24 protein-coding genes and 2 riboswitches are annotated in these 26313 nt (G+C 68.2%); of the genes, 12 read left to right on the forward strand and 12 right to left on the reverse strand.

The genetic code is table 11. The features are described from left to right. Positions 1-21 precede the first annotated feature (21 nt). Entirely contained in the window at positions 22-576 is a 555-nt protein-coding gene (locus AC1DXX_RS26005) for a DUF3455 domain-containing protein (protein WP_478137100.1), read from the reverse strand. A 126-nt stretch (positions 577-702) separates the two neighbouring features. Between AC1DXX_RS26005 and AC1DXX_RS26010 the strand changes: the two genes are divergently transcribed. From AC1DXX_RS26010 to gcvP, 9 genes are all read left to right on the forward strand, one after another. Beyond that, positions 703-1311 carry an RNA polymerase sigma factor gene (locus tag AC1DXX_RS26010; RefSeq protein WP_478137101.1) on the forward strand — a complete coding sequence of 203 codons (609 nt, stop codon included), beginning with the start codon at positions 703-705 and terminating at the stop codon, positions 1309-1311. After that, the gene (locus AC1DXX_RS26015) at positions 1308-2057 is read left to right on the forward strand and encodes an anti-sigma factor (protein WP_478137102.1); all 750 of its coding nucleotides are present in this window, start codon (positions 1308-1310) and stop codon (positions 2055-2057) included. Before AC1DXX_RS26010 ends, AC1DXX_RS26015 begins: the two co-directional genes overlap by 4 nt. Positions 2058-2164: 107 nt before the next feature. Then, entirely contained in the window at positions 2165-3139 is a 975-nt protein-coding gene (locus AC1DXX_RS26020) for a TRAP transporter substrate-binding protein (RefSeq protein ID WP_478137103.1), read from the forward strand. Positions 3140-3233: 94 nt separating this feature from the next. After that, entirely contained in the window at positions 3234-3746 is a 513-nt protein-coding gene (locus AC1DXX_RS26025; protein WP_478137104.1) for a TRAP transporter small permease, read from the forward strand. Between the two features lie 10 nt (positions 3747-3756). Then, positions 3757-5049, forward strand: coding sequence for a TRAP transporter large permease (locus tag AC1DXX_RS26030; RefSeq protein ID WP_478137105.1), 1293 nt, complete (start codon positions 3757-3759; stop codon positions 5047-5049). A gap of 130 nt (positions 5050-5179) precedes the next feature. Further along, on the forward strand, positions 5180-5746 hold the full coding sequence (locus AC1DXX_RS26035; protein ID WP_478137106.1) for a hypothetical protein: 567 nt from the start codon (positions 5180-5182) through the stop codon (positions 5744-5746). Between the two features lie 34 nt (positions 5747-5780). After that, positions 5781-5871: riboswitch (glycine riboswitch) on the forward strand. Positions 5872-5883: 12 nt separating this feature from the next. After that, a riboswitch (glycine riboswitch) is annotated at positions 5884-5988 on the forward strand. Positions 5989-6035: 47 nt separating this feature from the next. After that, positions 6036-7211, forward strand: coding sequence for a glycine cleavage system aminomethyltransferase GcvT (gene gcvT, locus AC1DXX_RS26040; RefSeq protein WP_478137107.1), 1176 nt, complete (start codon positions 6036-6038; stop codon positions 7209-7211). A gap of 44 nt (positions 7212-7255) precedes the next feature. Beyond that, on the forward strand, positions 7256-7627 hold the full coding sequence (gcvH, locus tag AC1DXX_RS26045; RefSeq protein WP_478137108.1) for a glycine cleavage system protein GcvH: 372 nt from the start codon (positions 7256-7258) through the stop codon (positions 7625-7627). A 51-nt stretch (positions 7628-7678) separates the two neighbouring features. Then, the gene (gene gcvP / locus AC1DXX_RS26050) at positions 7679-10585 is read left to right on the forward strand and encodes an aminomethyl-transferring glycine dehydrogenase (RefSeq protein ID WP_478137109.1); all 2907 of its coding nucleotides are present in this window, start codon (positions 7679-7681) and stop codon (positions 10583-10585) included. Positions 10586-10636: 51 nt separating this feature from the next. Here gcvP and AC1DXX_RS26055 read toward each other — a convergent pair whose 3' ends face one another. From AC1DXX_RS26055 to AC1DXX_RS26065, 3 genes are all read right to left on the reverse strand, one after another. After that, entirely contained in the window at positions 10637-10885 is a 249-nt protein-coding gene (locus AC1DXX_RS26055) for a hypothetical protein (protein ID WP_478137110.1), read from the reverse strand. An 85-nt stretch (positions 10886-10970) separates the two neighbouring features. Next, complete coding sequence (locus tag AC1DXX_RS26060) at positions 10971-11891, reverse strand: DUF3014 domain-containing protein (RefSeq protein WP_478137111.1); 921 nt, start codon at positions 11889-11891, stop codon at positions 10971-10973. A gap of 122 nt (positions 11892-12013) precedes the next feature. Next, complete coding sequence (locus AC1DXX_RS26065; RefSeq protein ID WP_478137112.1) at positions 12014-13126, reverse strand: DUF2855 family protein; 1113 nt, start codon at positions 13124-13126, stop codon at positions 12014-12016. Between the two features lie 50 nt (positions 13127-13176). Between AC1DXX_RS26065 and AC1DXX_RS26070 the strand changes: the two genes are divergently transcribed. Further along, positions 13177-13794: a TetR/AcrR family transcriptional regulator gene (locus tag AC1DXX_RS26070; protein WP_478137113.1), complete on the forward strand. Its 618-nt coding sequence runs from the start codon at positions 13177-13179 to the stop codon at positions 13792-13794. On the opposite strand, the gene AC1DXX_RS26075 is transcribed toward AC1DXX_RS26070, so the two are convergent. Both AC1DXX_RS26075 and AC1DXX_RS26080 read right to left on the reverse strand, forming a co-directional pair. Then, on the reverse strand, positions 13769-14449 hold the full coding sequence (locus AC1DXX_RS26075) for an alpha/beta hydrolase (protein WP_478137114.1): 681 nt from the start codon (positions 14447-14449) through the stop codon (positions 13769-13771). The two genes, AC1DXX_RS26070 and AC1DXX_RS26075, sit on opposite strands and share 26 nt — an antisense overlap. 7 nt (positions 14450-14456) lie before the next feature. Then, positions 14457-15509, reverse strand: coding sequence for an NAD(P)H-dependent flavin oxidoreductase (locus AC1DXX_RS26080; protein WP_478137115.1), 1053 nt, complete (start codon positions 15507-15509; stop codon positions 14457-14459). A gap of 116 nt (positions 15510-15625) precedes the next feature. On the opposite strand from AC1DXX_RS26080, the gene AC1DXX_RS26085 reads away from it, so the two are divergent. Then, complete coding sequence (locus tag AC1DXX_RS26085; protein WP_478137116.1) at positions 15626-16654, forward strand: hypothetical protein; 1029 nt, start codon at positions 15626-15628, stop codon at positions 16652-16654. 31 nt (positions 16655-16685) lie between these two features. Here the strand turns inward: AC1DXX_RS26085 and AC1DXX_RS26090 are convergent, their stop codons facing one another. Then, positions 16686-17987 carry a UDP-N-acetylglucosamine 1-carboxyvinyltransferase gene (locus AC1DXX_RS26090; protein WP_478137117.1) on the reverse strand — a complete coding sequence of 434 codons (1302 nt, stop codon included), beginning with the start codon at positions 17985-17987 and terminating at the stop codon, positions 16686-16688. 311 nt (positions 17988-18298) lie between these two features. Between AC1DXX_RS26090 and AC1DXX_RS26095 the strand changes: the two genes are divergently transcribed. Then, a complete protein-coding gene (locus tag AC1DXX_RS26095) occupies positions 18299-18712 on the forward strand; it encodes a GFA family protein (protein ID WP_478137118.1) in 414 nt (137 codons plus the stop codon). Between the two features lie 35 nt (positions 18713-18747). Here AC1DXX_RS26095 and AC1DXX_RS26100 read toward each other — a convergent pair whose 3' ends face one another. The 5 genes from AC1DXX_RS26100 to AC1DXX_RS26120 all read right to left on the reverse strand — a co-directional run bounded on the left by AC1DXX_RS26100 (position 18748) and on the right by AC1DXX_RS26120 (position 26281). After that, a complete protein-coding gene (locus AC1DXX_RS26100; protein ID WP_478137119.1) occupies positions 18748-19356 on the reverse strand; it encodes a GyrI-like domain-containing protein in 609 nt (202 codons plus the stop codon). After that, on the reverse strand, positions 19337-19591 hold the full coding sequence (locus AC1DXX_RS26105) for a hypothetical protein (protein WP_478137120.1): 255 nt from the start codon (positions 19589-19591) through the stop codon (positions 19337-19339). The genes AC1DXX_RS26100 and AC1DXX_RS26105 overlap by 20 nt, the downstream gene beginning before the upstream one ends. A gap of 10 nt (positions 19592-19601) precedes the next feature. Continuing rightward, entirely contained in the window at positions 19602-20009 is a 408-nt protein-coding gene (locus AC1DXX_RS26110) for a VOC family protein (protein ID WP_478137121.1), read from the reverse strand. Next, the gene (locus tag AC1DXX_RS26115; RefSeq protein WP_478137122.1) at positions 20009-20506 is read right to left on the reverse strand and encodes a helix-turn-helix transcriptional regulator; all 498 of its coding nucleotides are present in this window, start codon (positions 20504-20506) and stop codon (positions 20009-20011) included. The genes AC1DXX_RS26110 and AC1DXX_RS26115 overlap by 1 nt, the downstream gene beginning before the upstream one ends. 147 nt (positions 20507-20653) lie before the next feature. Beyond that, on the reverse strand, positions 20654-26281 hold the full coding sequence (locus AC1DXX_RS26120) for an alkaline phosphatase D family protein (protein ID WP_478137123.1): 5628 nt from the start codon (positions 26279-26281) through the stop codon (positions 20654-20656). Between the last annotated feature and the right edge of the window lie 32 nt (positions 26282-26313).

Here is a 26313-nt window from a genome sequence, read left to right on the forward strand (position 1 = left end):
CCGCAGCGTCGTATTCAGGGCCTACCGGGCAACGAGAAACACATAGTCGGCGCTGTAGCCTTGCCTGATTCGCTTGCCGCCGTCGGCCGCCGCGTCGCACCCCGTGGCCGGCGCATTGCCGCCGAGGGTGTTGATGCGCTGCACGCTGGTAACGCTGGCCATCTTTCCGGCAGTGCCCGCCGATCTGGCGGACAGCAGGAGCCACGGAATGTCGGCCTCGCGCTGCCCGTTGGCGCGGGCCTTCACGGTGCCGAACGTCTTGCTGCCGTCGAGCGCCGTCCAGTGCGGTCCCGCACCATGCGTTCCGGCCTTCTCCCCGCCGGGTCCGAAGAGTTCTGCCTCGGGCGCCACGAACTGCCAGGCCCAGGCGCCTTTCTCGCCCGCGCGGCATTCGTAGATCTGCACGCCCGCTGCATGCCAGGTGAAGGCGGCGCGCTCGCCGTCGGGCGCCTTGATGGCGGCCGGCAATTCCGCCGCCGGTGCGGTGGCGCCCGGCCGTGGCGATGCGCAGGCCGCGAGCAGGGCCGCACCGAGGACGACGCAGGCAAGAGGAAGGATTCGCGTATTCGATGTCATGGCATTTCCCAGGTCAAGAAAAAGAATGAACGCCGACCAGAATGACCGGCATCGAGGAATCGGGCAAACGCCCGAAGCTCCTTCCAGAAACGACACCCGCGCTACAACGGATGCAATACTCGCCGCATGAATAGAAATATTCTGACCAGCCTGCAAGACCTGATCGCCGGCGCAGCCCGCGGCGACCATGCCTGCTTCGCCCAGATCTACGAACGCACGCATCTGCATCTGTTTGGCGTCGCGGTTCGTATGTTGGGCAATGAACAGGCAGCCGAAGACGTGCTGCAAGAGGCCTATGTGAACATCTGGAAAAACGCGGGCAGCTACCGCTCCAGCGTCGACGGGCAGGAGATCCAGCCGATCACCTGGCTGATCGCCATCGTCCGCAACAAGGCGCTGGACGCACTGCGCTCGCGCACGCGGCGCAATGCACACGAACAGCCGCAACAGCAGACCGGCGACGAGGACGATGCCGGCCTGCCGCAGGGCACCGACACCGCCCCGGGCGCGCTCCAACTCTTCGAGCAGGCCATGCAGGCGTTGCGCATCGAGGGCTGCATGGCGGCGCTCGACGGCAGCTTTCGCCAGAGCCTGGCGCTCGCCTACTACCAGGGACTGTCGCACACCGAGGTGGCCGCGCAGATGAACGCGCCGCTGGGCTCGGTCAAGGCCTGGATACGCCGCGGCCTCGACAAGCTGCGCGCCTGCCTGAGCGCGCAGGGGGTGGCGCCGTGAGATACACCGACGCCCGGTTGCTCGATGCGCTGGCATCGGCCTATGTGCTGGGCACGCTCGAAGGCGGCGCCAGAAGGCGTTTCGAGCGCCTGCAGCACGACCGCACCGACGTGCGTTCGCTGGTGGCGCAATGGGAGCAGCGGCTGGGGCAGCTGGCCCTCGCCGTACCTGTGCGCCGACCTTCCGTCGATCTGTGGCCTGCGATTGCCGCGCGCACGCGGCCCGCCGCCGCGCGCGAAGCCTCGGCCTCGCGCTGGACAGGCTGGCTGCGCCCCACGGGCTTCGGGCTCGGCGGCATCGTGGCTGGGGTGGTCGCCGCGAGCGCCCTGTTCCTCTCGGCGCCCGGCATCTTCATTTCGAGCGACCAGTTGGCAATGCGATCGGGCGAACGGCTGCCGCAGAGCTACGTGGGCGTGCTGACCGACGCGCAGGGCCAGGGCCGGCTGCTGGTCAGTTCGCTGCGGCATGGCAAGACGCTCACGCTCAAGGTGCTGGGCGTCGCGCCCATCGCACCCGCACTGGCGAGCGACGAACGGCTGGTCCTGTGGGCCCTGCCCGCCGACGGGGCACCTTTCGCGATAGGCGTGGTCCCTGTCAACGGAACCCAGGTCTCGGCCTTGCCCGACACCTCCGAGAAACTGCTGTCCAAGGTGTCGCGCCTGATCGTCACGCGCGAGCGCAGCGCAACGCCTTCGGCACCCAGTTCCGACGTGGTGTTGACTGGGAGCTGCGCCAAACTCTGGTGAAGCGGTTCGCGGTGGTGTCCGTGAAACTCCCGACACGGCGAAGCCCCCGGTTGCGGCATAGTCGCATGCGCCTGACGCATTCCTGACCACATCCCCCCGGAGACACCATGAAACTCGGCCACATCGCCGCCGCCTGCCTTTCGCTTGCCCTGGGCACATCCGCCCTGGCACAACAACCGACGGTGCTGAAGATCGGCTACGCGACCTCCAAGGAGTCGCACTACGGCGTGGGCTCCACGGTGTTCTGCGACGAGGTCGAGAAAGGCACGCAAGGCCGCTTCAAGTGCCAGCACTTCGCCAACTCGGCCCTCGGCGGCGAGCGCGAGCAGATCGAGGCCATCCAGCTCGGCACGCAGGACCTGGTGAACACCTCGACCGGCCCGGTGGGCAACTTCGTGCCCGAGGTCAAGATCGTCGACATCCCCTTCCTGTTCCGCGACTACGACCATGCGCGCAAGGTGATGGACGGCCCCATCGGCCAGGACATCCTGACCAAGTTCCCGAGCAAGGGCATCATCGCGCTGGCCTGGACCGAGAACGGCTTCCGCCACATGACGAACAGCAAGCGCGACATCGTCAAGCCCAGCGACGCCGCCGGCCTGAAGATGCGCACCATGGAAAACAAGGTGCACATGGACGGCTACCGCACCTTCGGCATCCTGCCGACGCCGATGGCCTTCCCCGAACTCTTCGGCGCGCTGCAGCAAGGCACGGTCGACGGCCAGGAGAACCCGATCCCGGTGATCCTGGCGTCGAAGTTCTCGCAGGTGCAAAAGCACCTGTCGCTCACGGGACACGTGTATTCGCCGGCGCTGCTGCTGCTCTCGCCCAAGGTGTGGAACAAGCTCTCGGACACCGACAAGAAGGTCTTCGTCGAAGCCGCGAAGAAGGCGTCCATCGCCCAGCGCAAGAAGGTCAACGACGACGAGAACAACGGCATCGCCCAGCTCGAGAAAGACGGCATGAAGGTCACGAAGAACGTCGACGGCGCCGCCTTCCGCGAAGCCCTGAAGCCGGCCTACGTAGGCTACGCCAAGGAGTTCGGGGCGGACAACATCAAGAAGATCACGGACATCCAGTAAGCCTGCGCGCCAGCTTCTTCCGATGACCGCGCCCGGCCCGCTTCAGTGCGCCGGGCGCTTCGTTTTTTCAAGACAAGAACAGAGAACAACAAACGTGCAAGTTTTCGAGCGCTACTTTCTGGCCGCCAATCGCTGGGCGTTGATCCTCCTGCTGGCCGCCATGTCGGTCATCATCTTCACCAACGTCGTCATGCGCTACACCACGAGCCAGTCGCTCGAATGGGCCGAAGAGGTGTCGCGCCACATGATGATCTGGCTCACCTTCCTGGGGGCCGGGCCGGTGCTGCGCTACGGCGGCCACATCGCGGTCGAGAACCTGCAGGACGCGCTGCCGCGCAGCGCCGCCATCGCAGTGCGCGCCTTCGTCGCTGCGCTGCTGTTCGCCTTCTTCGGCTTCATGGCCTGGTACGGCTGGCTGTACATGGAGCGCACGATGTTCCAGCTCACGGCCGTGACGCAGATTCCGTTCGCCTACATCTACAGCGCGATGCTGTTCGGCGGCGTGCTGCTGGTCGTGCACTGGCTGCTGGTGGTGCGCGGCTACGTGATGCGGCGCGAGTTCGCCTCCGACGCGCACTTCGACGCCAACGCTTCGGCGTCGCTGTAAAGGAACGACCATGGATGCCAGCATCGTTCTGATCGTCTCCGCCTGCGTGTTCCTGGCCATCGGCGTGCCGGTGGCCTTTGCGCTGGGCCTCTCCACCGTCACCACGCTCATCCTTGCGGAGAACTATCCGCTGATGGTGCTGCTGAAGGAAACCTTCACCGGCATCGACAGCTTTCCGCTGATGGCCGTGCCCTTCTTCATCCTTGCGGCCGAGCTCATGAGCGGCGGCTCGCTCACCGAGGTGCTGCTGCGCTTTGCGGGCCAGTTCGTCGGCCACCGGCGCGGCGGACTGGGCTACACCAACGTGGTGTCGCTCACCTTCTTCTCGGGCATCTCGGGCTCGGCGCTGGCCGATGCGGCGGGGCCGGGGTCGATGCTCATCAAGATGATGGACAAGGCCGGCTACGACCGCTCCTACGCGGCGGCGCTGACGGCCTCGACCGCGATCGTCGGGCCGATCATTCCGCCCTCGATCATCATGATCATCTATGCGCTGCAGGACGAGAGCGTCTCGGTCGGCACGCTGTTCGCGGCCGGCATCCTGCCGGGCATCCTGATCGCGGTGGCGATGTGCGTCGTGAACTTCCACGTCTCGAAGAAGCGCAACTACAAGGGCGACGGCCAGACGCCGCCGCTGCGCGAGATCCTCGTCACCACCTGGAAGGCGATTCCCGCGATCCTGCTGCCGGTGGTGATCCTGGGCGGCATGCGCGCCGGCTGGTTCACGCCGACCGAGGCCTCGGTGGTGGCGGTGTTCTATGCGCTGGTGTGCGGCAAGTTCGTCTACCGCACGCTCGAGTGGAAGATGCTGCCCGACATCCTCTCGCGCTCGGCACTGCTCTCGGCCTCGGTGCTGATCATCATCGGGCTGTCGGCCTCGTTCGCGTGGGTGCTGACCATCGAAGGCATTCCGCAGCAGATGGCGGAATGGCTGATCAGCATGAATCTCTCGCCGTGGATGTTCCTGATCATCGTCAACGTGTTCCTGCTGCTGTTCGGCATCTTCATCGAACCGCTGCCGGGCGTGATGGTGCTGGCACCGATCCTCGCGCCGGTGGCGATCAAGCTGGGCGTCGACCCGGTGCACTTCGCGATGATCGTGATCTTCAACCTCACGCTCGGCATGATCACGCCGCCGGTGGGCGGGTTGCTGTTCGTGACCTGCAATGTGTCGAAGGTGCCGATGTCGGCGCTGGTGAAGGAATTGGTGCCCTTCCTGTGGGCGCATGGTGCGGTGCTGATGATCCTGACCTTCGTGCCGGCGCTCAGCACCTGGCTGCCGCGCGCGCTCGGGTTCAAGTAGCCCTGCGCGGCCGACTTCACGGCGGCCCACGGCCGCGGCGGTGATTTTTCCCTCCAGGGAAAATGGTTCATGAAGATGTCACCGCTTGCAACGATGCTGCAGCCCTCGATCTCCGAAAGCTGTGGCCGCCATGTTTCCTACCAAGACCGACAAGGCTCGCGACGAACTCCAGGGCGGCCAGCGCACGCTCACCCAGCGGGAGCGCGCGCTGCTGCTGATGGCCGACGGCCGGCGTACGCTGACCGACTTCAGCCCGATGTTCGCGAACCGCACCGAAGCCGAGCAGGCGATCCAGGCGCTGGTGCTCAAGGGCTACCTGCAGGACCCCCAGGCGATCGCCGCCGCCACGGCGCAGGCGGCGGCACAGGCTGCCGCCGCTGCCGCACCGCCCGCCCCGGTGCCGGCGGTCGACCCGATCCGGCTCGCCACCTCGGCCGACAACTTCGACGGCAAGCGCTCCCTGGCCACCACGCGGATGTTCCTGTTCGACATCTGCGAGCGCATGTTCGTGCGGCGCGACCCCAAGTTCGCCCTGCAGATGCGCGACGCCCTGCGCGAAGCCCGCGACCGGGAGGCGATGCTGACCATCGCCGCGCTGATGCTCTCCGAAATCGAGAAAACCGCCGGCGCCGAGCGGGCCGAGTCGCTGCGCGAGCGCATCGAGCGGCTGCTGCCACCGGCTGAAATCGTGCACTGACGCCGCGGGCTCCGGGGCCCGCGATCCACTACACTTGGCGGGGTCAGGAGAGAGCACCGCCACGCGGGGCCGCCGAAGGCGCAGGGGATTCCCGAACGCTCAGGCAAAAGGACTGACAAGGCGTTGGTGCAAACCAGCGTTTCCTTGCTGGAGAGAGGCCGTTGCGCATGCACCGGCCCACCGAAGGAGCAAACCCCGATCGTGGGGCGAATCTCTCAGGTAAAGCGGACAGCAGGGGTGGCCCGTGGCGTTGCAGCCATGGATTTCGACTGCCCCTTTGGAGTGCCCCGTGGCTGCTTCTTCCGCTTCATCCGACACCCAGCTTCTCAAGACGCCGCTGTACGACCTGCACGTGGAGCTCGGCGCCCGCATGGTGCCCTTCGCCGGCTATTCCATGCCCGTTCAGTACCCCGCCGGCCTGATGGCCGAGCACAAGCACGCGCGCGATGCGGCCGGCCTGTTCGACATCTCCCACATGGGCCAGCTGCGCCTGGTCGGGCCCGATGCGGCGGCCGCCTTCGAAACCCTGATGCCGGTCGACGTGATCGACCTGCCGGCCGGCAAGCAGCGCTACGGGCTGCTGCTGAACGACGAAGGCGGCATCCTCGACGACCTGATGTTCTTCAACGAAGGCCACGGCTCGATCTTCGTGATCGTGAACGGCGCCTGCAAGGTGGCCGACATCGCCCACATCCAGCAGAAGATCGGCGCGCGCTGCAAGGTGCAGCCCCTGCCCGACCATGCGCTGCTCGCCCTGCAGGGCCCACAGGCGGCCGCCACCCTGGCGCGCCTGTCGCCCGGCATCGAGCGCTTCGTGTTCATGACCGGCGGCGCGGTGCAGATCGGCGGCATTCCCGCTTTCGTCACCCGCAGCGGCTACACCGGCGAAGACGGCTTCGAGATCTCGGTGGCCGGCAAGGACGCCGACGCCCTCGCCCGCCTGCTGCTGGCGCAGCCCGAGGTCAAGCCCGTCGGCCTCGGCGCGCGCAACTCGCTGCGCCTGGAAGCCGGGCTCTGCCTGTACGGCAACGACATCGACACCACGACCACGCCGGTCGAGGCCTCGCTCAACTGGGCGATCCAGAAGGTGCGCCGCACGGGCGGCGCGCGCGAAGGCGGCTTCCCCGGTGCAGCCAGGATCCTGGCCCAGCTCGACGCCGCCGCGGCAGGCGCCGCCGGCCACACCGACCACCACACGCTGAAGCGCAAGCGCGTCGGCCTCGTGGCGCTCGAACGCATCCCGGTGCGCGACGGCACGGTGCTGCAATCCTTCGAAGGCCACGACATCGGCTTCGTCACGAGCGGCCTGCTCGGCCCGACGGCCGACCGGCCCATTGCCATCGCCTACGTCGCCACCGCTTTCTCCGAGCCCGGCACGCGCGTGCAGGCCATCGTGCGCGGCAAGCCCGTGCCGATGGAAGTCTCGACCATGCCCTTCGTGCCCACCCGCTACTACCGCGGCTAGGCTCTGCACCCCGATCATCATTTTTTCCACGAGGAGTTTTTTTCATGAGCATCAAGTACACCAAGGACCATGAATGGGTGTCCGCCGAAGGCGGCGCAGCCACCGTCGGCATCACCGTGCACGCGCAGGACGCGCTGGGCGACGTGGTGTTCGTCGACCTGCCCGAAGTCGGCAAGAGCTTTGCGCAAGGCGATGTCGCCGGCGTCGTCGAATCGGTCAAGGCCGCAGCCGACGTGTTCATGCCCGTGTCGGGCGAGATCACCGAAGTCAACGAAGCCCTGCGCGCCGACCCGTCGCTCGCCAACAGCGACCCGCTGGCCAGCGGCTGGTTCTTCAAGGTCAAGCTGAGCGACCCGGCGCAACTCGACGCGCTGCTCGATTCCGCCACCTACGACAAGTTCGCCGCCGAATCCTGATCGCCTGACTCCTCTCCCGAGCATCCCCTTCCTCCCCGAGCCTTCACCGCCATGCCGATTCCCGCCCTTCCCTCTTTGCAAGAACTAGAGAACGCCGAAGAATTCCTCGCCCGCCACATCGGCATCGATGCAGCGGACGAGGCGCGCATGCTGCCGGTGATCGGCTCGGAAACGCGGGCGGAGCTCATCGACGGCATCGTGCCCGCGGCCATCCGCCGCGCCAAGCCGATGCGGCTGCCGGCGCCCGTCACCGAGGCCGATGCGCTGGCCGAGCTGAAGGCCATGGCGTCGAAGAACAAGGTATTCAAGAACTTTATCGGCCAGGGCTACTACGGCACGCACACGCCGGGCGTCATCTTGCGCAACGTGCTCGAGAACCCCGCCTGGTACACCGCCTACACGCCCTACCAGGCCGAGATTTCGCAGGGCCGCATGGAAGCCCTGCTCAACTTCCAGACGATGGTGTGCGACCTCACGGGCATGGCCATCGCCAACGCCTCGATGCTCGATGAAGCCACGGCCGCGGCCGAGGCGATGACGCTCGCCAAGCGCAGCGTGAAGAGCAGGAGCAACGTATTCCTGGTGTCGGGCGACTGCCATCCGCAGACCATCGAGGTCATCAGGACGCGCGCCGCGCCGCTGGGCATCGAGGTCAAGGTGAGCACCGTATCCGAAACACTGCCGCTGCTGATGGCGAGCGGCGGGTTCTTCGGCGTGCTCGCGCAGTACCCCGCCACCACCGGCCATGTGCACGACCTGCGCCCGCTCGCGGGCCACGCGCACCAGTGCGACGCCGCCTTCTGCGTGGCGGCCGACCTGCTGGCGCTGACGCTGCTCGCGCCGCCCGGCGAGTGGGATGCCGACATCGTCTGCGGCACCACGCAACGCTTCGGCATGCCGCTGTGCAACGGCGGCCCGCACGCGGCCTACCTCGCCTGCCGCGACGAATTCAAGCGCTCGCTGCCGGGCCGCCTGGTCGGCGTGAGCGTCGACACGCACGGCCAGCCCGCCTACCGCCTCGCGCTGCAAACGCGCGAGCAGCACATCCGCCGCGAGAAGGCCACGTCCAACATCTGCACCGCGCAGGTGCTGCCGGCCGTCGTGGCCAGCATGTACGCCGTGTACCACGGGCCCGACGGCCTCACACGCATTGCACAGCGCGTGGCGGCGCTCACGGCCATCCTCGCGCAGGGCCTCACGCAGATGGGCCGCGAACCGGTCAATGCATTCGCCTTCGATTCGCTGACGATCCGCACCGGCGACGACACGCCGAAGATCATCGAGCGCGCCTACGCCGCCGGCGTCAACCTGCGCCAGCGGCTGCAGCAGCACCTGGGCATTTCGCTCGACGAGACCAGCACCCGCGCCGACGTCGAAACGCTGTGGGCCCTGTTCGTTCCCGCCGGCACGCCGATGCCGCGCTTCAACGACCTTGTCAACACCGCGCCGCGCCTGCCCGAAGACCTGCGCCGCACCAGCGCCTTCCTCACGCACCCGGTGTTCAACACCCACAAGAGCGAGACCGCGATGCTGCGCTACATCCGCAGCCTGTCGGACAAGGACCTCGCGCTCGACCGCAGCATGATCCCGCTCGGCAGCTGCACCATGAAGCTCAACGCGACCAGCGAGATGATCCCGATCACCTGGCCCGAGTTCGCCGACATCCACCCCTTCGCACCGGCCGACCAGCAGCTGGGCTATGCGCAGCTCGACGCGCAGCTGCGCGCCTGGCTGTGCGAGGCAACAGGCTATGCAGGCATCAGCCTGCAGCCCAACGCAGGCTCGCAGGGCGAGTACGCGGGCCTGCTGGCCATCAAGTCCTTTCACGAAGCCAAGGGCCAGGGCCACCGCAACATCTGCCTGATTCCCTCGTCGGCGCACGGCACCAACCCCGCAAGTGCGCAAATGGTGGGCCTGCAGGTGGTAGTGACAGCCTGCGACGCGCAGGGCAACGTCGACATGGACGACCTGAAGCGCGCCTGCGAAAAGCACAGCAAGCACCTCGCCGCCGTGATGATCACCTATCCGAGCACGCACGGCGTGTTCGAAACCCGCGTGAAGGAACTCTGCGAGCTCGTGCATGAACACGGCGGCCGCGTGTACGTCGATGGCGCCAACATGAACGCGCTGGTCGGCGTGGCCGCGCCGGGCGAGTTCGGTGGCGACGTGAGCCACCTGAACCTGCACAAGACCTTCTGCATTCCGCACGGCGGCGGCGGCCCGGGCGTGGGCCCGGTGTGCGTGGTCGAAGACCTCGTGCCCTACCTGCCGGGCCATGCGACGGCCGGCGTGCCGTCGAACGGCGTGGGCGCCGTCTCGGCCGCACCGCTGGGCAACGCGGCCGTGCTGCCGATCAGCTGGATGTACTGCCGCATGATGGGCGCGAAGGGCCTGCAGGCCGCGACCGAAATCGCGATCCTCAGCGCCAACTACATCAGTGCGCGCTTGAAGGACCACTACCCCACGCTGTACGCGAGCCCCAACGGCCACGTCGCGCACGAGTGCATCCTCGACCTGCGCCCGCTCAAGGACACCAGCGGCGTCACCGCGGAAGACGTGGCCAAGCGACTGATCGACTACGGCTTCCATGCGCCGACGCTGAGCTTCCCCGTGCCCGGCACGCTGATGGTCGAGCCGACCGAGAGCGAGCCGCTGGCCGAGCTCGACCGCTTCATCGACGCGATGATCGCGATCCGCGGCGAGATTCGCCGTGTGGAAGAAGGTGTCTGGCCGAAGGAAGACAACCCGCTCAAGCACGCCCCGCACACCGCGGCCAGCCTGCTCGGCACGGAATGGTCGCACCCGTATTCGCGCGAACTCGGCGCCTACCCGCTGGCCGCGCTCAAGCAGGCCAAGTACTGGCCGCCGATCGGCCGTGTCGACAACGTGTACGGCGACCGCAACCTGTTCTGCAGCTGCGTGCCGGTCGGCGACTACGAGGAAACCGAAGAGGCCTGAAGACGCAAGCGCGACGGCCCCGCGCCGTCGCGCCGCGGCACCGTTCTGCGGTCAGGCTTCGCGGCGATACATCGCCCACTTCACGGTCAGGATGTCCGCTGCGATCTTGGCGGCATTGACCCCGGCATAGGTTTCGGACGGGTCGAATTCGAATGCCTCCTGGTACCGCTTGATCTGTGCGTAGTCCCGGTCGAAGGTCATCGGACCCATGAGTTCGGCCGGATCGACGCCCGCGGGAAGCGCCAGGAATTTCTTGGGATCGGTAGTACTTTGATAGAGGTCGACGCTCATCGGGTTCATACGGTTGTCCTCGAAATCTTGAGAACAAATCATCTGCGCCATCCGCGCCGCGTGCAATCGGCCTGCGCCTACACGGCGCAGCGCCTCAGGGCTGCTTCTTCTTTACCAGTTCGCCGGTGGCGATCTGCTCGCGGAAGCCGCGCAGGCTGGCCTTGGCCCGGCGTTCGTTCTCCGGCCCCATGCGCACCATGATCTTCTGGCCGGACGACAGCGATTCCAGCTTCGGATCGACGTACTCGTAGCGCACCCAGGGCCGCTGCGAGGGCACGTCGCCCTTCACCTCCACCAGCCGCACCTGCACCGGCCCCTGCGGCTCGGGTGCCTGCAGCAGATGGTCGATCACGGCGATGAGCCGGTCGTTGAAATAGCGCCCGGGATAGCCGAGCTCTTCGTAGGCTTGCTGGAAGAGCGGGTAGAGCCGGGCATACACCTTGGCCGCCTTGCCCGGATCGACCGACTCGGCAAACAGCACGATGGCGTTGTAGCGCGCGGCATTGTTGGCCGCAATGGCCTGCCTCTCGCCCTGCCCTTCGGTGATGAAGCGCTGCTTCGTCGGCCGCACCGGCCATGCGCTCGCAGGCGCCTGCTCGCGCGCGAGGTTGTCGACCGTTGCCACGAAGCGGCGCACGATGCCGTCGAACTGCAGGAAGCCTGCCACGTTCTTGCTGCCGAACAGATCGACGAGTTCCTTCATCACGCGCGTATCGGAATCCGCGACCGTGGGCAGCCCCGCGCCCGGGAGCGCGATCGCATCCATGGGGTTCTTCGGCTCCAGGGACTCGGGCTGAGGTGCGGGCGCCGGTGCGGGCGCAGGCCCGTCGTTCGGCGCGGCGGCGACCGGCACGGGCTCGAGTTGCTTTTGTTGCTGCTGGTACCAGCGCCAGCCGAAAAAAGCGGCGGCCAGCACCAGCAGCGCGATGACGACGATGGTCCCCATCGAGGTCTCGCGGCGGGGCCTGAACTCTGAGGCGTCCCTGGAGTCGTTGGAAGATTCGCTGTCGGACATGGCGGCACTTTCCTTTGCTGGAGGATGGGTGGTGCGGAGGTATCGGTCAATGTTGCACCAATTGGGGCCTCCGCAATGCCACGGCCTCGTAACGCCCTGTGACGCGCCGCCGGCGCGAAAGTTCAGCCCAGGCGAACGACGTGCGCCTGGCGCGGGTCCACCTTGCCCGCGTGCAGGTCGGCAATCACCGCCTGCGCATGCACGAAGCCCTCGCCCTGCACCAGCGCCATCCAGCGGTTGCCGGGCTTGCCCAGCTCGGCGATGAACCTGCCCTGCGCCTCGTTGAAGCGGCGGTTGACCTCCTGCGGACCCCAGTCGGCGTTCCGCTTGCGGATCTGCACGGGCGCGAAGTAGAGCTGGGGCGTCGGGCCGGGCAGCGAAGCGGTGTCGCCGAGAAACTCGGTCTTCTGCGCCGAGCCCGCATAGCAGTCGTACACCAGCGCCGCGCCGAAGTGGTGGTGGATGGTGGCGCGCAGCGCGTCGTTGCCCGAGAAGTCGATGTAGAGCGTCGGCACATCGGCGGGCAGCGTGGTGACTTCCTCGTAGCGCAAGGTGCGGTCATAGCAGCCCAGCCCGTCGACGAAGGCGCGATTGGCGGCCGAGGTGGCCGCAATCAGCTGCAGACCTTCGCGCCTGTCGAGGCAGAACGCCGTGCCGAATGCGGTCTTGCTCGATGCGCTGGACACCACCACCTGCTTCGCACCGAAGAAGGCGTTGTCCTCCAGGAAATCCGCCAGCATGAACGAGGTGATGAAGAGCGGGCGCACCAGCATCTGGTAGTCCTCCTGCGCCGCGGCATAGCCCGCGTCGTTGCTGCAGCGCATGTACTGGTTGTAGGCCGACACCAGCGCATGGCGATGTTCGGCCCCGTCGTAGAAGCCGCGCGCCGTCACCCGCACCGGCTGCATGCGCAGGTGGCTCGCGATGGGAAAGTAGCCGTAGAAGCGCTCGCCCACCGCCACGCCCTCGGCGTTCGAGGCCGCCACGTCGGCGAAGCCCCATACCGGCATGTGGCCCCAGTCGGCATCGCCGGTCGGGAAGAACTGCCAGTACTTCATCACTGCGTCGCCGAAGGCCGCGTAGGTGATGTTGTTGGTGGTCAGCGCGAAGCGGCCGATCTTCATCAGCACCTCGCCGGGCTGCAGCGCACCGGCGTCGGGCGCGGCCACCAGCCGGGTGGTGCCGAGCGCGTTCTTGCGGGTTTCGAGGCGGGTTAAAGTGAATGCGTTGTTCATTCGCAAACTGTAGGACGGCCCGCCTTGCAGCGGGTTCGGAAACCCAGTCCATGCCGGCCGCACCCCGCTCCAAGCCCCTGAAACGCCCCACGCAGGCGCGCAGCAAGTTCACCGTCCAGGCGATCTACGACGCCTTTGTTCGGATTTGGACCGCGCACGGCTGGGAAGGCGTGACCACGCGGGCCGTGGCGCTGGAAACCGGCATCGCGGTCGGCACGCTCTACGACTACTTTCCCGACAAGGAAGCCCTGCTCTCGGGCTATGTCCGCCACTGCATCGAGGCGCTGCTCGCGCGGCTCGATGCGGAGGCGATCGCGCCGACGGACATCGACTGGCGCGAACGCGTGAAGCGCCTGGTGCGCATCACCTGCGACACGCGGCTCGAAGGGCTGCCGGCCTTCGACCCCGAGATGCTGATGCTCGAGCACCGCGTGGCCGAGCCCAAGCACCATCGCCGGGTGTACGACGAACTCGCCGAACGCTGGCTCGGGGCCTTCGCTGCCTGCAAGGACCTGCCATTGCCGCCCCCACCTGCCACAGTCCACGCCCTGCTCACCGCCGCCTGGGGCGGACGCCGCTATCGCCTGCTGGTGCAGCCCGAGGCCGCCGGCGACGGCTGGGTGGGCGAGATGGAGGCGATGGTCACGGCGCGCCTGTCGCCGCGCTGAGCGACTGCAGCCACGCCAGCGTGCCCTGCAGCTCGGCCGGGCGGATCTCGTGCGCGCCCGGAAAGTCCGAACCCGACAGCGCCAGCGGCAGGCCACGCGCCAGTTCGCGCGTGGCCTGCGCAGCGCTCGGGGGAATCACGTTATCGGCGCTGCCATGGCTCACCCACAGCGCCTTGCCCTCGAAGGCCTCCGGCGGCGCGATGTGCGGCACCACCTGCGACAGCAGCCGGCTGTGCCACACCATCGCGGCACGCACCTTCGCGGGCTGCGTGAGCAGCAGCGACAGCGCCATGATCCCGCCCTGGCTGAAACCACCGACCACGATGCGCTCCGGCGGCACGCCGAGCTGCTGCGCCGCCGAGGCGATCATCTCGCCGACCAGGAAGCGGCTTTCGCGCTCCTGCTCTTCGTTGATGTGCCGCTCGCCGTTGGGCAGCACCTCGAATTCGAACCACGCATAGGCATCGGGCGACAGCACATAGGGCGCACGCAGGCTCAGCACGTGAAACTGCGGCGGCATCAGCCGCGCGAGGCCGAACAGGTCCTGCTCGTTGCTGCCCACGCCGTGCATCAGCACCAGCAGCCAGGGCTCGCGGACGTCGGCCTGGGCGCCGTGCGCCAGGAACTTGAAGGGCAGATGGAGTTGTTGGGTCATGGATGGTTCAGAGGGATGCATGAAAGCCTTGCGCCAGCGCCCGGGTCACCTCGGCCGAAGACACTTCGCGGCAGCCGGTGGCGTTCTGCCCCGACCACAGCGGAGAAAAGTCGCCGCTGCCCTGCGCCTCGGCCTTGGCGCGCAGCGGCGCGATGCCCGAAGTGGCGAGCGGAAACTCGGGCGCGGCCGCACCGATGGGGCCCAGCTCGCGCATCACGCGGTTGACGATGCCGCGTGCCGGGCGGCCGGTGAACAGGTTGGTGAGCGCGGTGTGGCGCGCGGCGTCGCTCTTGAGCGCCGCGCGGTGAATCGCGGTCGTCGTGGCTTCCGGCGTCAGCATGTAGGCGGTGCCGACCTGCACGCCCGCAGCCCCCAGCGCCATGGCCGCGGACACGCCGTTTGCGTCCGCGATGCCGCCGGCCGCGATCACCGGCACCTTCACGGCGCGCACCAGCTGCGGCAACAGTGCGAAGGTGCCGAGCTGCTTCGTCAGGTCGTGCGACAGGAAGTGACCGCGGTGACCACCGGCTTCCAGCCCCTGCGCGATGACCGCATCGGCGCCGTGCGCTTCGAGCCACAAGGCCTCGTCGACCGTGGTGGCCGACACCAGCACCTTGGCGCCCCAGCTGCGCACCTGCGCCAGCAGCGCCTCGGACGGCAGGCCGAAATGGAAGCTCACCACCGGCGGCTTGAACTCGGCCAGCAGATTGGCCACCTCGGCGCTGAAGGGATTGCGCCCCGGGCCGGTGGGAATGCTCGCCGCATCGATGCCGAACTCGGCGTAGTACGGTGCCAGCGCGGCGCGCCATGTCGCCTCGCGTTCGGCACTCGGCGCCGACGGCGTGTGGCAGAAGAAATTGACGTTGTAGGGCTTGCCGGTGCCGGCGCGGATCGCCGCGAGCTCGCTGCGCATGGCATCGGGGCTCAGCATGGCGCACGGCAGCGAGCCGAGCCCGCCTGCATTGCTGACCGCGATGGCCATCGCGCTGCCCTGGATGCCGGCCATCGGGGCCTGAATGAGCGGGAGGTCCGTGCCGAGGAGTTGTTGCAGCGTGGTCATTTTTGAAAGCGCTCCTTGTTCGTGTGTCGTCGGATGCCGGCCATTCTCCCGCCAAGCCGGAGGTTGCGGCGGCGGCGGGGTCATCATCGCCAAATGGCTTCGGCACAATCGCGCGCATGCCCCTCCTGAACCCGACACGGCCTGCGACTCCCTCGCGGCCGCTGCAGCGCACCATTGCTGCTGCCATTGCCACCGCCGGCCTCGTCATGCTCGGCGGCTGTCCGCAGAAAGAAGAAGCCCCCGTTACCACCGCCGACGCGCAGGCGGACCAAGCCGCAGTGGCCGTGGCAACCGCCGAGGCCGTTGCCCCCGTGGCACCACCTGCGCCACCAGTGCCTCGCCCCACCGCATCGGCCACGCTCAAGCGAGCCGAACTCATGGCGCTGGTATTCCCCGACTCCCAGGGCGCGGGCGCCGCGCCCCGACAGCCCGACACCGTCTCGCTGCCCGAGAGACGCAACGAGGGCAAGACAGTGCCCGGCAGCGAGGCCGAGCAACACGCTCATGTGTCGCCGCGCGAGGTGGTGCGGCTCGACGATACGCACGCCGTCATGCTGACCGAGACCGTGCCGCTCGACGACCGAGGCCAGCCGATGAACGGCCACGTGAACGGCGCATGGCTCGGCGCCTACTTCTTCGAACAGGGCGCCGAGGGCTGGAAGCTCGCGAGCCGCAACGACGCCGTCGACTACCTCGGCTTCATGGGCAACCTCGGCACCACCAAGGTCGAGCGCATCGCACCCCAACGCTTTGCGCTGACCATTGCCCATGGCAGCTGCTGGCAGGGCTACTGCGGGCAGTGGCTGTCGGTGTACGGGCTCGAAGCGGGCAAGGTGCGCGTGCTGGCAAGGGGCATTGCGCTGTCGGCCACCAACGAAGGCGCCGACGAGTCCTGCGATAAAGAGCCCAGGCCCGGCAAGCCGGAAGAGCCGCCACGCGGCGCGTGCTTCGACGTCAGCGGCACGCCGAGCTTTACGCTGGGCACCGACGAAGAGCCGGGCGAGATGCGCATCGCGTTCAAGGGTGAGCGAACGAGCGGCACCAAGAGCCGCCGCGTGCTCACCATCGACAGCACGCTGGTCTATGCCTGGCGCAACGGCGCCTACGTGCTGACCGAAGGGCGCAACCCCGTGCCGTCGTTCTGACGCACCGGCGCTGCAGCACTGCACCCGCCGGTTATTCCTCGCTCGTCCATTCAACCTGCACGCCCAGGCTGCGCAGGTTTTCCACGAAGCGCGGATGCGCCCGGCGGATCGGCGCGGCGTTGCGGATCTCCGACTTGCCCTCGATGCTCGCCGCCACCATGAACAGCGCGATCGCCACGCGAATGATGTAGGGGCTCTCCACCACCGCGGGCGTCAGCGGATTGCCGCCGAAGGTGATGAGCCGGTGCGGGTCCGACGAGAACACATGGGCGCCGAACTTCGAGAGCTCGCCGGTCCAGCCCAGCGCCCCGTCGTACACCTTGTTCCAGAACATCGCGTTGCCCTGCGCACGCACGCCCAGCGCGATGAAGATCGGCAGCAGGTCCACCGGAAAGTAAGGCCACGGCGCGGCCTCGACCTTGGTGAGCACGTTGCTCGTGAAAGGCGTCTGCACCTTCAGCGGACCGGTGCGGATGGCGCGCGACCAGCCGTCCTCGTGCGCGATCTGCACGCCGAACTTCGCGAAGGTGCGGTCGATCAGCGGAAAGTTGGCCGGCGCGCTGTTGCGCACAACCACGTCGCCACCGGTGATGGCGCCCAGCGCGAGAAAAGTCGTGATCTCGTGGAAGTCTTCGTCGAAGCGGAACTCGCCGCCCTTGAGCACCTCGCCGCCGTGCACCGTGAGCCGCGACGTGCCCATGCCCTCGATGCGCACGCCGATCATCGCCATGAAGCGGCAGAACTCCTGCACATGCGGCTCCGACGCGGCATTGGTCAGCGTCGAAGTGCCCCCCGCGGCGGCAGCGCACAGCACGAAGTTCTCGGTGGTGGTTACCGAGGCGTAGTCGAGCCAGTGGTCGGTGGGCACGAGCCTCCCCTTGCTGTACACGAGCAGCGAGCCTTCGGTGCGCTCGACCTCGCCGCCGAAGCGCTGGAACACCTCGACGTGCGGATCGATCTCGCGCACGCCCAGCGTGCAGCCCTTGACGTTGTCCTCGAGCCGCGCCACGCCGAAGCGCGCGAGCAGCGGCGGCACCAGCATGATCGACGAGCGCATCTCCTCGGGCAGCCGGTGCAGCGATGCGTTGAAGGTGGTCTCGCGGTGGTGCAGCTCGAGCGTGCCGGTTTCGTGGTCCATGTGCACGTCGCTGCCGAGGGTGCGGAAGATGTCGAGGATCTTGCGCACGTCGGTGATGTCGGGCACGCCATGCAGGCGCAGGGGCTCCCAGGTGAGCAAGGTGGCGCAGAGCACCGGCAGCACGGCGTTCTTGTTGGCGGAGGGGGTGATGCGGCCACGCAGCGGCGTACCGCCGTGCACGATGAGGTTGGACATGGATGTGCGGGAAAAGCGGAAGGCGGTGGGGGGAAAGGGTCGCGGACCATCCGAAACCGGAGACGGGCACTTTACCGTCTGAAAGCAGCATGAACAGCGCTGAAGTTGTAAGAAGTTCGAAGCGGAAGACGCCGAATTGACAATTCTTTCGCATTCCATCCGACCGGATTCCCGAACCGGCTTTCTACGCGCCCGCTCGACAGCCGGCGGGATTCGCGACGAACTTGTTACTCACCGCTGCGCCCCTGCCCGACTAGATTGGTTGCACCCAGCCAGCCCCGCTGGAAAAACAACCTCGAAAGGACAGACAAATGAGCCACGCCTACACCGGCGGTTGCGCGTGCGGCGCGATCCGCTATGAGATTTCAGCCGAGCCCGTCTTTCAGAACGATTGCCAGTGCCGCGACTGCCAAAGAAAGAGCGGCACCGGCCATGGCTCGTACCTCACCTTTGCGCGCAGCGGCGTGAAGCACAGCGGCCAGGCCACGCTGTGGGACATGGTGGGCGACAGCGGCAACGTCAAGACCCGGGCGTTCTGCCCATCCTGCGGCTCGCCCGTGTACATGACCTTTGCGGCGATGCCCGACGTCTTCACCGTGCACGCCGCGAGCCTCGACGACCCGGGCCGGTACAAGCCCCAGGTGGTCACGTACGCCGTGCGCGGACACGAATGGGATTTTCTGGACCCGGCATTGCCCAAGTTCGACAAGATGCCGCCGATGTGAAAGGAAGGCCCTGCCCCGTCACAAGCGACCGGCCATCATTTCATCGGCTGGCGAATGATCGTTTTCCATTTCTGGGGATCGGCCCGCCGCAAGTCGCTCAGGTAGATCTCGTGGTGCTTGCCCGCCCGATCGCCTCGCGCATCGATGAAATCATGCAGCCGTTCGATCGTGGGGCCTTCCTCCGAGAACGGCCCCACATGCAGTACCTGAGCGCACGACCCCTCCGAAAAACTCTCCAGCCGCAGCCTGTCGATGGCCGGTGCTACCTTCTTTCGCCGCACTTCGGCAATGGCAGCCTCGACGACTTCGTCCGCGACGAATTCCGGCTGCATGATCATCATCGTCCACATCCATTTCGCCTTGTCATCGGCAACGAAGACAGACATGTCGTCGGCCCACCAAAGCCCTTCGAGCGGCATGACCGCATAGTCGATCGCTTGCGGGCCCTTTTTGACCATGAACTTGGCGGTGTACGAGACAGAGAACAAAGCCTCCACGGCTTGCCTGTATTCCTGCGACGTGTTGGGATCGCCTCGACCATCGACCATGACGAACCTGAATCTCGGAACATCGACCTGGACCACCGTCTTGGCGGAAGGTTGATAGAGATGCTTCAGTTCTTTTTTAAGGTCGATTTTTTCCATGGACACGCTTTTCCTCGTCGCCCCATCGCGCACCGCGTCGCCGGCTGGCATAGGGCAGCACGAACATATAAAGACCGCTGAACAGCAGCAAGAAAAGCGGCAGCAGCGGCGAATAGGTGACCCAGGGCGGCGGTTCCCCCCAAGCCCGGACGGCGAAGTTGGCGATGACGGTGACCGTGAAGGCCATGGACAGCCAGCGGTGGGTCTGCCGGACCCAATTGTTGTTCCAGTTCAAGGCGACCTCCTCAGCCGCGTCCCTGGATCATCTTCCACCCGTTCCCCGACGGGTCGCGAAAGCCGGCGTCCACGGTGCCGAAGCGATCCACCGGCTCCTGCGTGAACTCCACCCCCAGGGCGAGCATCCGGTCGTAGGCAGCGCGGCAGTCGTCCACCGTCAGCACGAGCGGCGGCATCGCACCCTTGGCCACGATGGCGCGCACCGCCTGCGCCGTGGCCGCATCGAGCACCGGCGGCCCGGGTGTGAACAGGCCGAGCTGGAACGACGGCTGGTCCGGGTGCTGCACGGTGAGCCAGCGATAGTCGCCGTTCTTCACGTCCGTGTGGACACGGAAACCGAGCTTCTCTACATAGAACGCCAGCGCTTCGTCCTGATCGCGCACATACAAACCGACGACATCAATGCCCTGCTTCATCACGAACTCTCCTGTTGTTGTTCGGGCTCGTTTGTACCGTCTGCCGCCTGGCGTCGCTTCTCCGAAACTGCGGTCGTGAGGTCGGGCCGGCGCGCAGCGCTGACGATGCAGACGGGCACGCGGCCGGGCTCCTGCTGCGCCGTCGCCTTCCCGCGCGAGCGGATCGCGCTCGGACTGTCGCCGGTGATGTCGCGGAAGGTGCGCCCGAAGGTGCCCAGGCTCGCCCAGCCCGTGTCGAAGGCGATGTCGGTGATCGGCAGATCGGTTTCGCGCAGCAGCGCCATCGCCCGCTCGATGCGCCGCGTCAGCAGGTACCGGTGCGGCGGGATGCCGAAGGCCTGCTTGAACGATCGCGCGAAGTGAGCCTCGGACACACCGCTCACCTCTGCCAGCCGCCCGACCGGCCACTCTTCGTGCGATGCGGCGTCCATCCGGTCCTTGGCGCGCAGCAGCCGGCGCAACAGGTCGGGATCCTGGGTTGCAGGGCCTGCGCTCATGCGGTTTCCGGATGCAGGTTGAGAAGCACTGAGTCTCCTGGAGATGCAAAAAATTCAACGTCGTTCATTTCGGAGTTTGAAAGACAAAGGGGGTGGCAGGCGGACCGAACCATGGCCGCACGGTCAAGGCCGATTCTCCAACCACCGCTACACGCGCGCGAAGCGCGCCGGTCCCTCCGCCGTCCAGCCGCTGCCGCCGGCGGGGTCGAGGTCGCGATGRCACCGTGTGAGCCCGTCGTCCAGGTCGAGGGTGACGCCGATTCGCCAATGGCCGGTGACGCCGCGCTCCACCTGCAGCACGGCGAAGCCGTTGCCGGTGCCCACGGCCGCCGTGACCATGGTGGCGCTGAAGGCACCTGGCACGGCGCCGAGGTCGACCTGGCCGTCGAGCCAGAACGCGTCGGGCCGCGCATTGACGAAGGTCCAGGGTGCATACAGGCCCGAGGACACGACCGAGATCACCTCCACCGGCCCGCCCGCCGTCTGCAGCCAGAGGCTCGACACGCTCGACATGTGGCGGTCGCCCGACAGCACCACCACATGGCGCGCGGTGGTGTCGCGCAGCATTTCGAGCAGCGCGCGCTGCGAGGCCGGGTACCCGCTCCAGTCGTCCAGCCCCAGGCGTTGCGCCGGGTCGCCGAAGACGGCGGCGCGCGGCATCGGGAACAGTGCCACCGGCGATACGATGAACTTGGGCAGTCCGGCGGGCGCGGCCTCCAGCCACTTCTTCAGGTCGCCCATGCCGGCCTCGGCACGGATCGCCGCCTGGTCCAGCGGCGTGGCAAGGGCCGCGGCTTGCGCGTCCGCGCGCAGCGCACGCCGCTGGCGCGTGCTGCGCGTGTCGAGCATGTAGAACGGAAAGCCGGCCGGCGCAATGCGGTAGTCGAAGGGACGCTGGTCGCGATGCGGGCCGATGCCGCGCACCAGCTTGTGCTGCTGCGCGAAGTAGCCGTCGAGCGCGGCGCGCACGGCCGGCGTTGCATAGGGGTCAGGGCCCGGCTCCCAGTCGTCCATCACCTCGTGATCGTCCAGCAGCGGATAGGTCGGCAGCGAGGCCATCACCTGGCGCAGCGCCTCCAGCCTGAAGGTGAGCGCGTAGGCCTGGCCGACGTCGTCGCCGCCCGCCGGCACGAAGAGCCCCGCGGTCTGGTCGACATACACCTGGTCGCCGGCCAGCACCAGCAGTTGCGGCTTGTGCGGCGGCGCGAGCACCTCGAGCCGCTGCGCGAGCCGGCGGTACGACGCCTGTGCGGGCACCCGGTCGACCAGGCCCGGCACGTACTGGCAACTGGCGAGCGCGAAGCACAGCGAGGCCTGCGCGGGCTCGCCCTCGCGCTGCACGGCGCCCGTCCATGCCGGGTCGAGGCGCACCACGGCGCGCTCGCGCTGCGCGTCGGTGGCCGCGTCCAGCGTTCGCATCACCTGGTCGCGGATGGGCTCGATCGGTTCGTCCTGCGGCTGCGCGAACAACCCGGGCGCAAGCCGCCGGCCCAGCACTTCGACGGGGCCGCGCGCCATGGGCAGGTCGTCGTGCGCCGTCAGCACCGCAAAGCCCTGGTACTCGGCGAGCCGGTCGTCGAAGAGGTCGATTTCCACCGCCTCCTGCAGGAGCTTTTCGCGCGTGGTCTCGAGCCCCACCATCCATTCGAAGTCGAAGCACCAGCGACCGCCGCGGCGCCACGCGGGCACGAAGACCACGGCGCGCGCCGACACGTGCGCGGGCGGCGGGCGCAGCGCCAGCCGGCAATGCAGCCGGCCCGCGTTGCCGGCCACGCGGCTCGCATGGCCGAGCCATGGGCCGGTCCACGGCAGGCTGGCCCGCCAGTCGGGCGGCACCGGCTCGCCGGGGCCGGGCTTCTTGTCGAAGGCCTCGAGGAACCGCACGATGTGCGGGAACACGTCGGTGCAGGCCTTCTCGCCGATCAGCGTGTCCTGGTGGCCGTAGGCGCCGAGCACCAGCAGCTGGTGCGGGGTGCCTTCACCCAGGAACAGGTCGCCCCCGGAAGGGCTCGATGAGTCCGACGGGTCCGGCAGCTCCGGTGGCTCCCGCGGCAGGCCTTCGTCCTTGCCGAACACGCGCTTCAGCAGCCAGAAGCTCTCGTACGAGCCGCGCCAATCGAACACCGCGTTGCGCTGCCCGTGCAGCATGAACACCGGAAAGCCGAAGCGCTCGCCGACCTGCTCGAAGCCGACCGCGTGGCCCTGCCCGCCGGCATCGGTCAGTACCTCTTCGCGGGCGTAGTTGCCGACCTGGGCGAGGCCGCGCACCTTCACGAAGCCGTAGATCGAATCGAGCGCATCGAGCGTGTCCTTGCCGATGTTGTGCAGCCGCATGGTCTGGCCGAAGATGGCGTCGGCCCGGTGCCGCACGGCCGCGAAGCCCGGCGCCTTGCGCAAGCGCTCGGCCTCGCCGTCGTCGTCGGGGTAGGGAAAGGTCGCCAGCAGGCCGTCGACGAGCAGGCGCTTCATGTGCGTGAGCGTGGGTCGCGTGTCGAACTCGTCGATACCGATGAACTGCTGCAGGTAGCCCGCCACATAGCCCCGGAAGCGGTTGAAGGCCGTGGCGCGCAGCAGCGGACCCACCTGCGACAGCACCACCGCGCCGATGGACGCATGCAGGCCCGGCAGGCGCAGCACCGCCACGCTGAACATGGCGGCACCGATGCAATGCGCCACCACGTCGACCTGGACGGGCGCCGCTTCGTCGGGCGTCGCATACGCCGCCTGCACGGTGCGCAAGGCGTCCGGAATGTCGGCCTCGGCCACCTCGTCGAACGACCAGTAGGCCCTCGGCCGGCACGGGAAGCCGATGCTGGTGCGCAGGTCGAGCACCCAGACCTCGCGCCCGGCCGCGAGCAGGCTGTGCACCAGGTTGCCGGGAATGCTCTTGTGCGCGAAGGTGGAGCCGCTCGCGCCGTAGCCGTGGATCAGCATCACGGGCCGCGTGCCCCCGCGGCGCGCCGGCGGACGGTAGCGCGACAGCAGCCGCGGCGGCCCGCTGCCCGGGCCGGCCGCGGTGGCTAGCTCGACCGGCTCGGGCCGCACGCCGTACACCTCGCCGGGCAGGCGCTCCCAGTCGCGCTGCGGCGAGTCGGGCGGCGGCACGAAGTGCAGCAGGTGAATGTGCAGCACGATGCGCAGCACCCACAGCGCCAGCTCGGCCAGGTCGCCCAGTTGGTTGGGCATGTCCTGCTGGTGTTCGACGCGCAGCAGGGGTTGCAGCTTCTCCACGAAGTAGGAGGGGTCCAGCACCAGCCGGCCCAGCGGCTTCGGCGCATCGGGGCCGAGCTGCTGCAGCTCGCCCTCGCTCAGTTGCCGCCATGGGTTGCCGCCTTCGACGAACGCGATGCGCTTGGTGAGCCGCAGCCGGTCGCCCTCCTTGAGCGGCGCGCCGTGCTCGACCCGCTCCACCGTCCAGTCGTATTCGATGAGGCGCACCTGCCCGAGGTGGGAGCACAGCGCCAGCAGGTCGGCCATGGCGGGGCCCTCGAAGACGGCATCGTCGTCATCGATCGCGCCGCCGGCCGATGCAGCGCGCGCGTCCAGCAGGCTTTGCACCAGCGCCAGCAGCTTCTTGCGTGCCAACGCGTGGCTGCGCAGGATGCGCTCGATGCTGTCGCACTTCTCGCGCACCAGCATCGATGCGGTGCCGGTGCAATGCGCGACGGGTGCGTTCTCGCCCTTGCCGAAGCGCAGGACCACCACCGGCTGGGCCAGCGCGCGCGGCGTCGCGCGCAGAGCCGGCACGTCGACCGGCTCGAATTCCACCTCGGCGCTCAGCGCGAAGGCCTGGCCCTCGATGTGCACGCGGCCCGTCATGCGCTCGCGCATCGAGACGCGCGTCGGCGCGGGCGCGCGGGGACGGGTCAGGTCGCGGCGCAACGGGCGCTCCGACGCCGGCGGCTGCGGCGAACCGGCCAGCGCCAGGCCCCAGTCCGTGGCCAGCACAGGCACTGCGCGCTCCGCCAGCGCCGCGATGGTGAGCGAAGGGTTGATGCCGAGCGACACCGGCACGATCGAGCCGTCGAGCACCGCCAGGCCCGGCAACAGCGACGGCGCAGCAGCAGCAGCGCCGTCGTAGACGCGGCCCCAGCTGTCGACGACGCCGCCCTCGCACCCGTCGGCCATCCGGCAGCCGCCCAGCGGGTGCACAGTCAGCACCGACCCCACGCCCTCCAGCCGGTCCGCCAGGGCGGCCAGGCTGCCGAACGGCGGAATCGGTTTCCACAGCGGGTTGGGCAGCACGCGCCCGCCGAGTCCGCCCGCGCCATCGTGGGCCGCATGCAGTGCGCGCATCTGCGCCTCGAACACGGGCAGTGCGGCCACCTTCGGCCACGCCACGCGCACCTGCGCGTCGGCCAGGACGGCGCCATCGCAGTCATGACCGACGAACCTGACCTGGCCGGCCGCCCCGTCGTCGCCCATCATCCCGTAGACCGGCGTGCGGCGCAGCATGTCGTAGTCCACCGCCAGCGGATCGCGCCCTTCGTCCGGCGCGTGCAGGTCGAGGTCCATGTGCGCGAGCGCCTGCAAGGCGTCGGTGGTGGTCACCACTTCGGCCAGCAGGCGGCGCAGCGGCGCGGGAATGGCGAACTCCTCGATCACCAGCGGGCGCTCGCCCTGCTTCGCGCGGGTGCGCAGCAGCCCGGTGATGGTCGGCCCGATGCCGCGCTGTGCCGGCGCATCGCCTTCGGGCGCGCTGGACAGCGCTTCGTCGTCCTGCGCGGCTGCCACCGCAATCATGTCGCCGTTGGCCGAGAAGCCCGCGCCCACCGTCCGCGAGACGGGCAGGCCCGCGTCCCTGGAGCGCAGCATCAGCTCGGTGGAGCCCAGCGTGCCGGCGGCCACCACCACCCGCCGCGCGCGCACCACGTAGGGCCGGGCGTTGTCGGTGCGTGCCTTGCGCCGGTCGGTGAAGAAGAACTCGACCGCATAGCCATCCCCTCCCGGCAGGGCCGCGATGCGGTGCGCGGTGCCGCCGGTGAACAGGCGCGCGCCCCGTGCATGGGCCAGCGCCAGGTAGTTGGTGTCCAGCGATTTCTTGGCGCGGTGGTTGCAGCCGCTCACGCAGTCGCCGCAGCGCAGGCAGCGGTGCATCGCCACCTGGGCCGGCGTGCGCGTGCCGTCGGCGAAGGCGATCGCAACGTGGGCCTTGCCGCGCGCCGCATGCAGCCGCGCGCCGGCCTTCAGCAAAGAGTCGAGCTTCGACACGCCCTCGGGGATCTGCTCCAGCGCCAGCATGGCCTCGGCCTTGCCGTAGCCCTCCGCCAGCGCGGCAAGGCCGAGGCCCGCGGGCCAGGCGCCGCCCTCGAAGGCATCGGGCGTGGCGCGTTCCATCACCGCCGCATTGATCAGCGACCCACCGCCCAGCCCGTTGCCGAGCAGCGCGTTCACCTCGCCGCCCAGGCGAAGGTCGAACAGCCCCGAGGCGTTGCCGCGTGCAGGCCTGCCGTCCTGCATGCTGAAGCGCACGTGCCTCGGCAGCTCGGCGAAGGTGGCCGGAAATTCGCCCGGCAGGTATTCGCTGCCGCGCTCCAGCAGGTAGACCTTGATCGGCACGGCGCCCGGTGCGATGCCGGGCGCTGCATCCACCGACAGCGCGCCCGCCAGCCGTGCCGCCGCCACCGCGCCGCCGTAGCCGCTGCCGATGACCAGCACCTCGCAGTGCAGCGCGTCGGGCGGTGCCGCGGCGATCTCGCGCACCAGCACCTCGGCGCCTTCCGAGAGCAGGCGGTCGCCCGGGGCATGGTCGTCGTGGCGGCGGCCGTCGTTCATGTTCGGCTCCTCGCGGGATGGGTGGCAGATTT

The sequence above is a fragment of the Variovorax sp. P4_B10 genome, assembly GCF_056402375.1.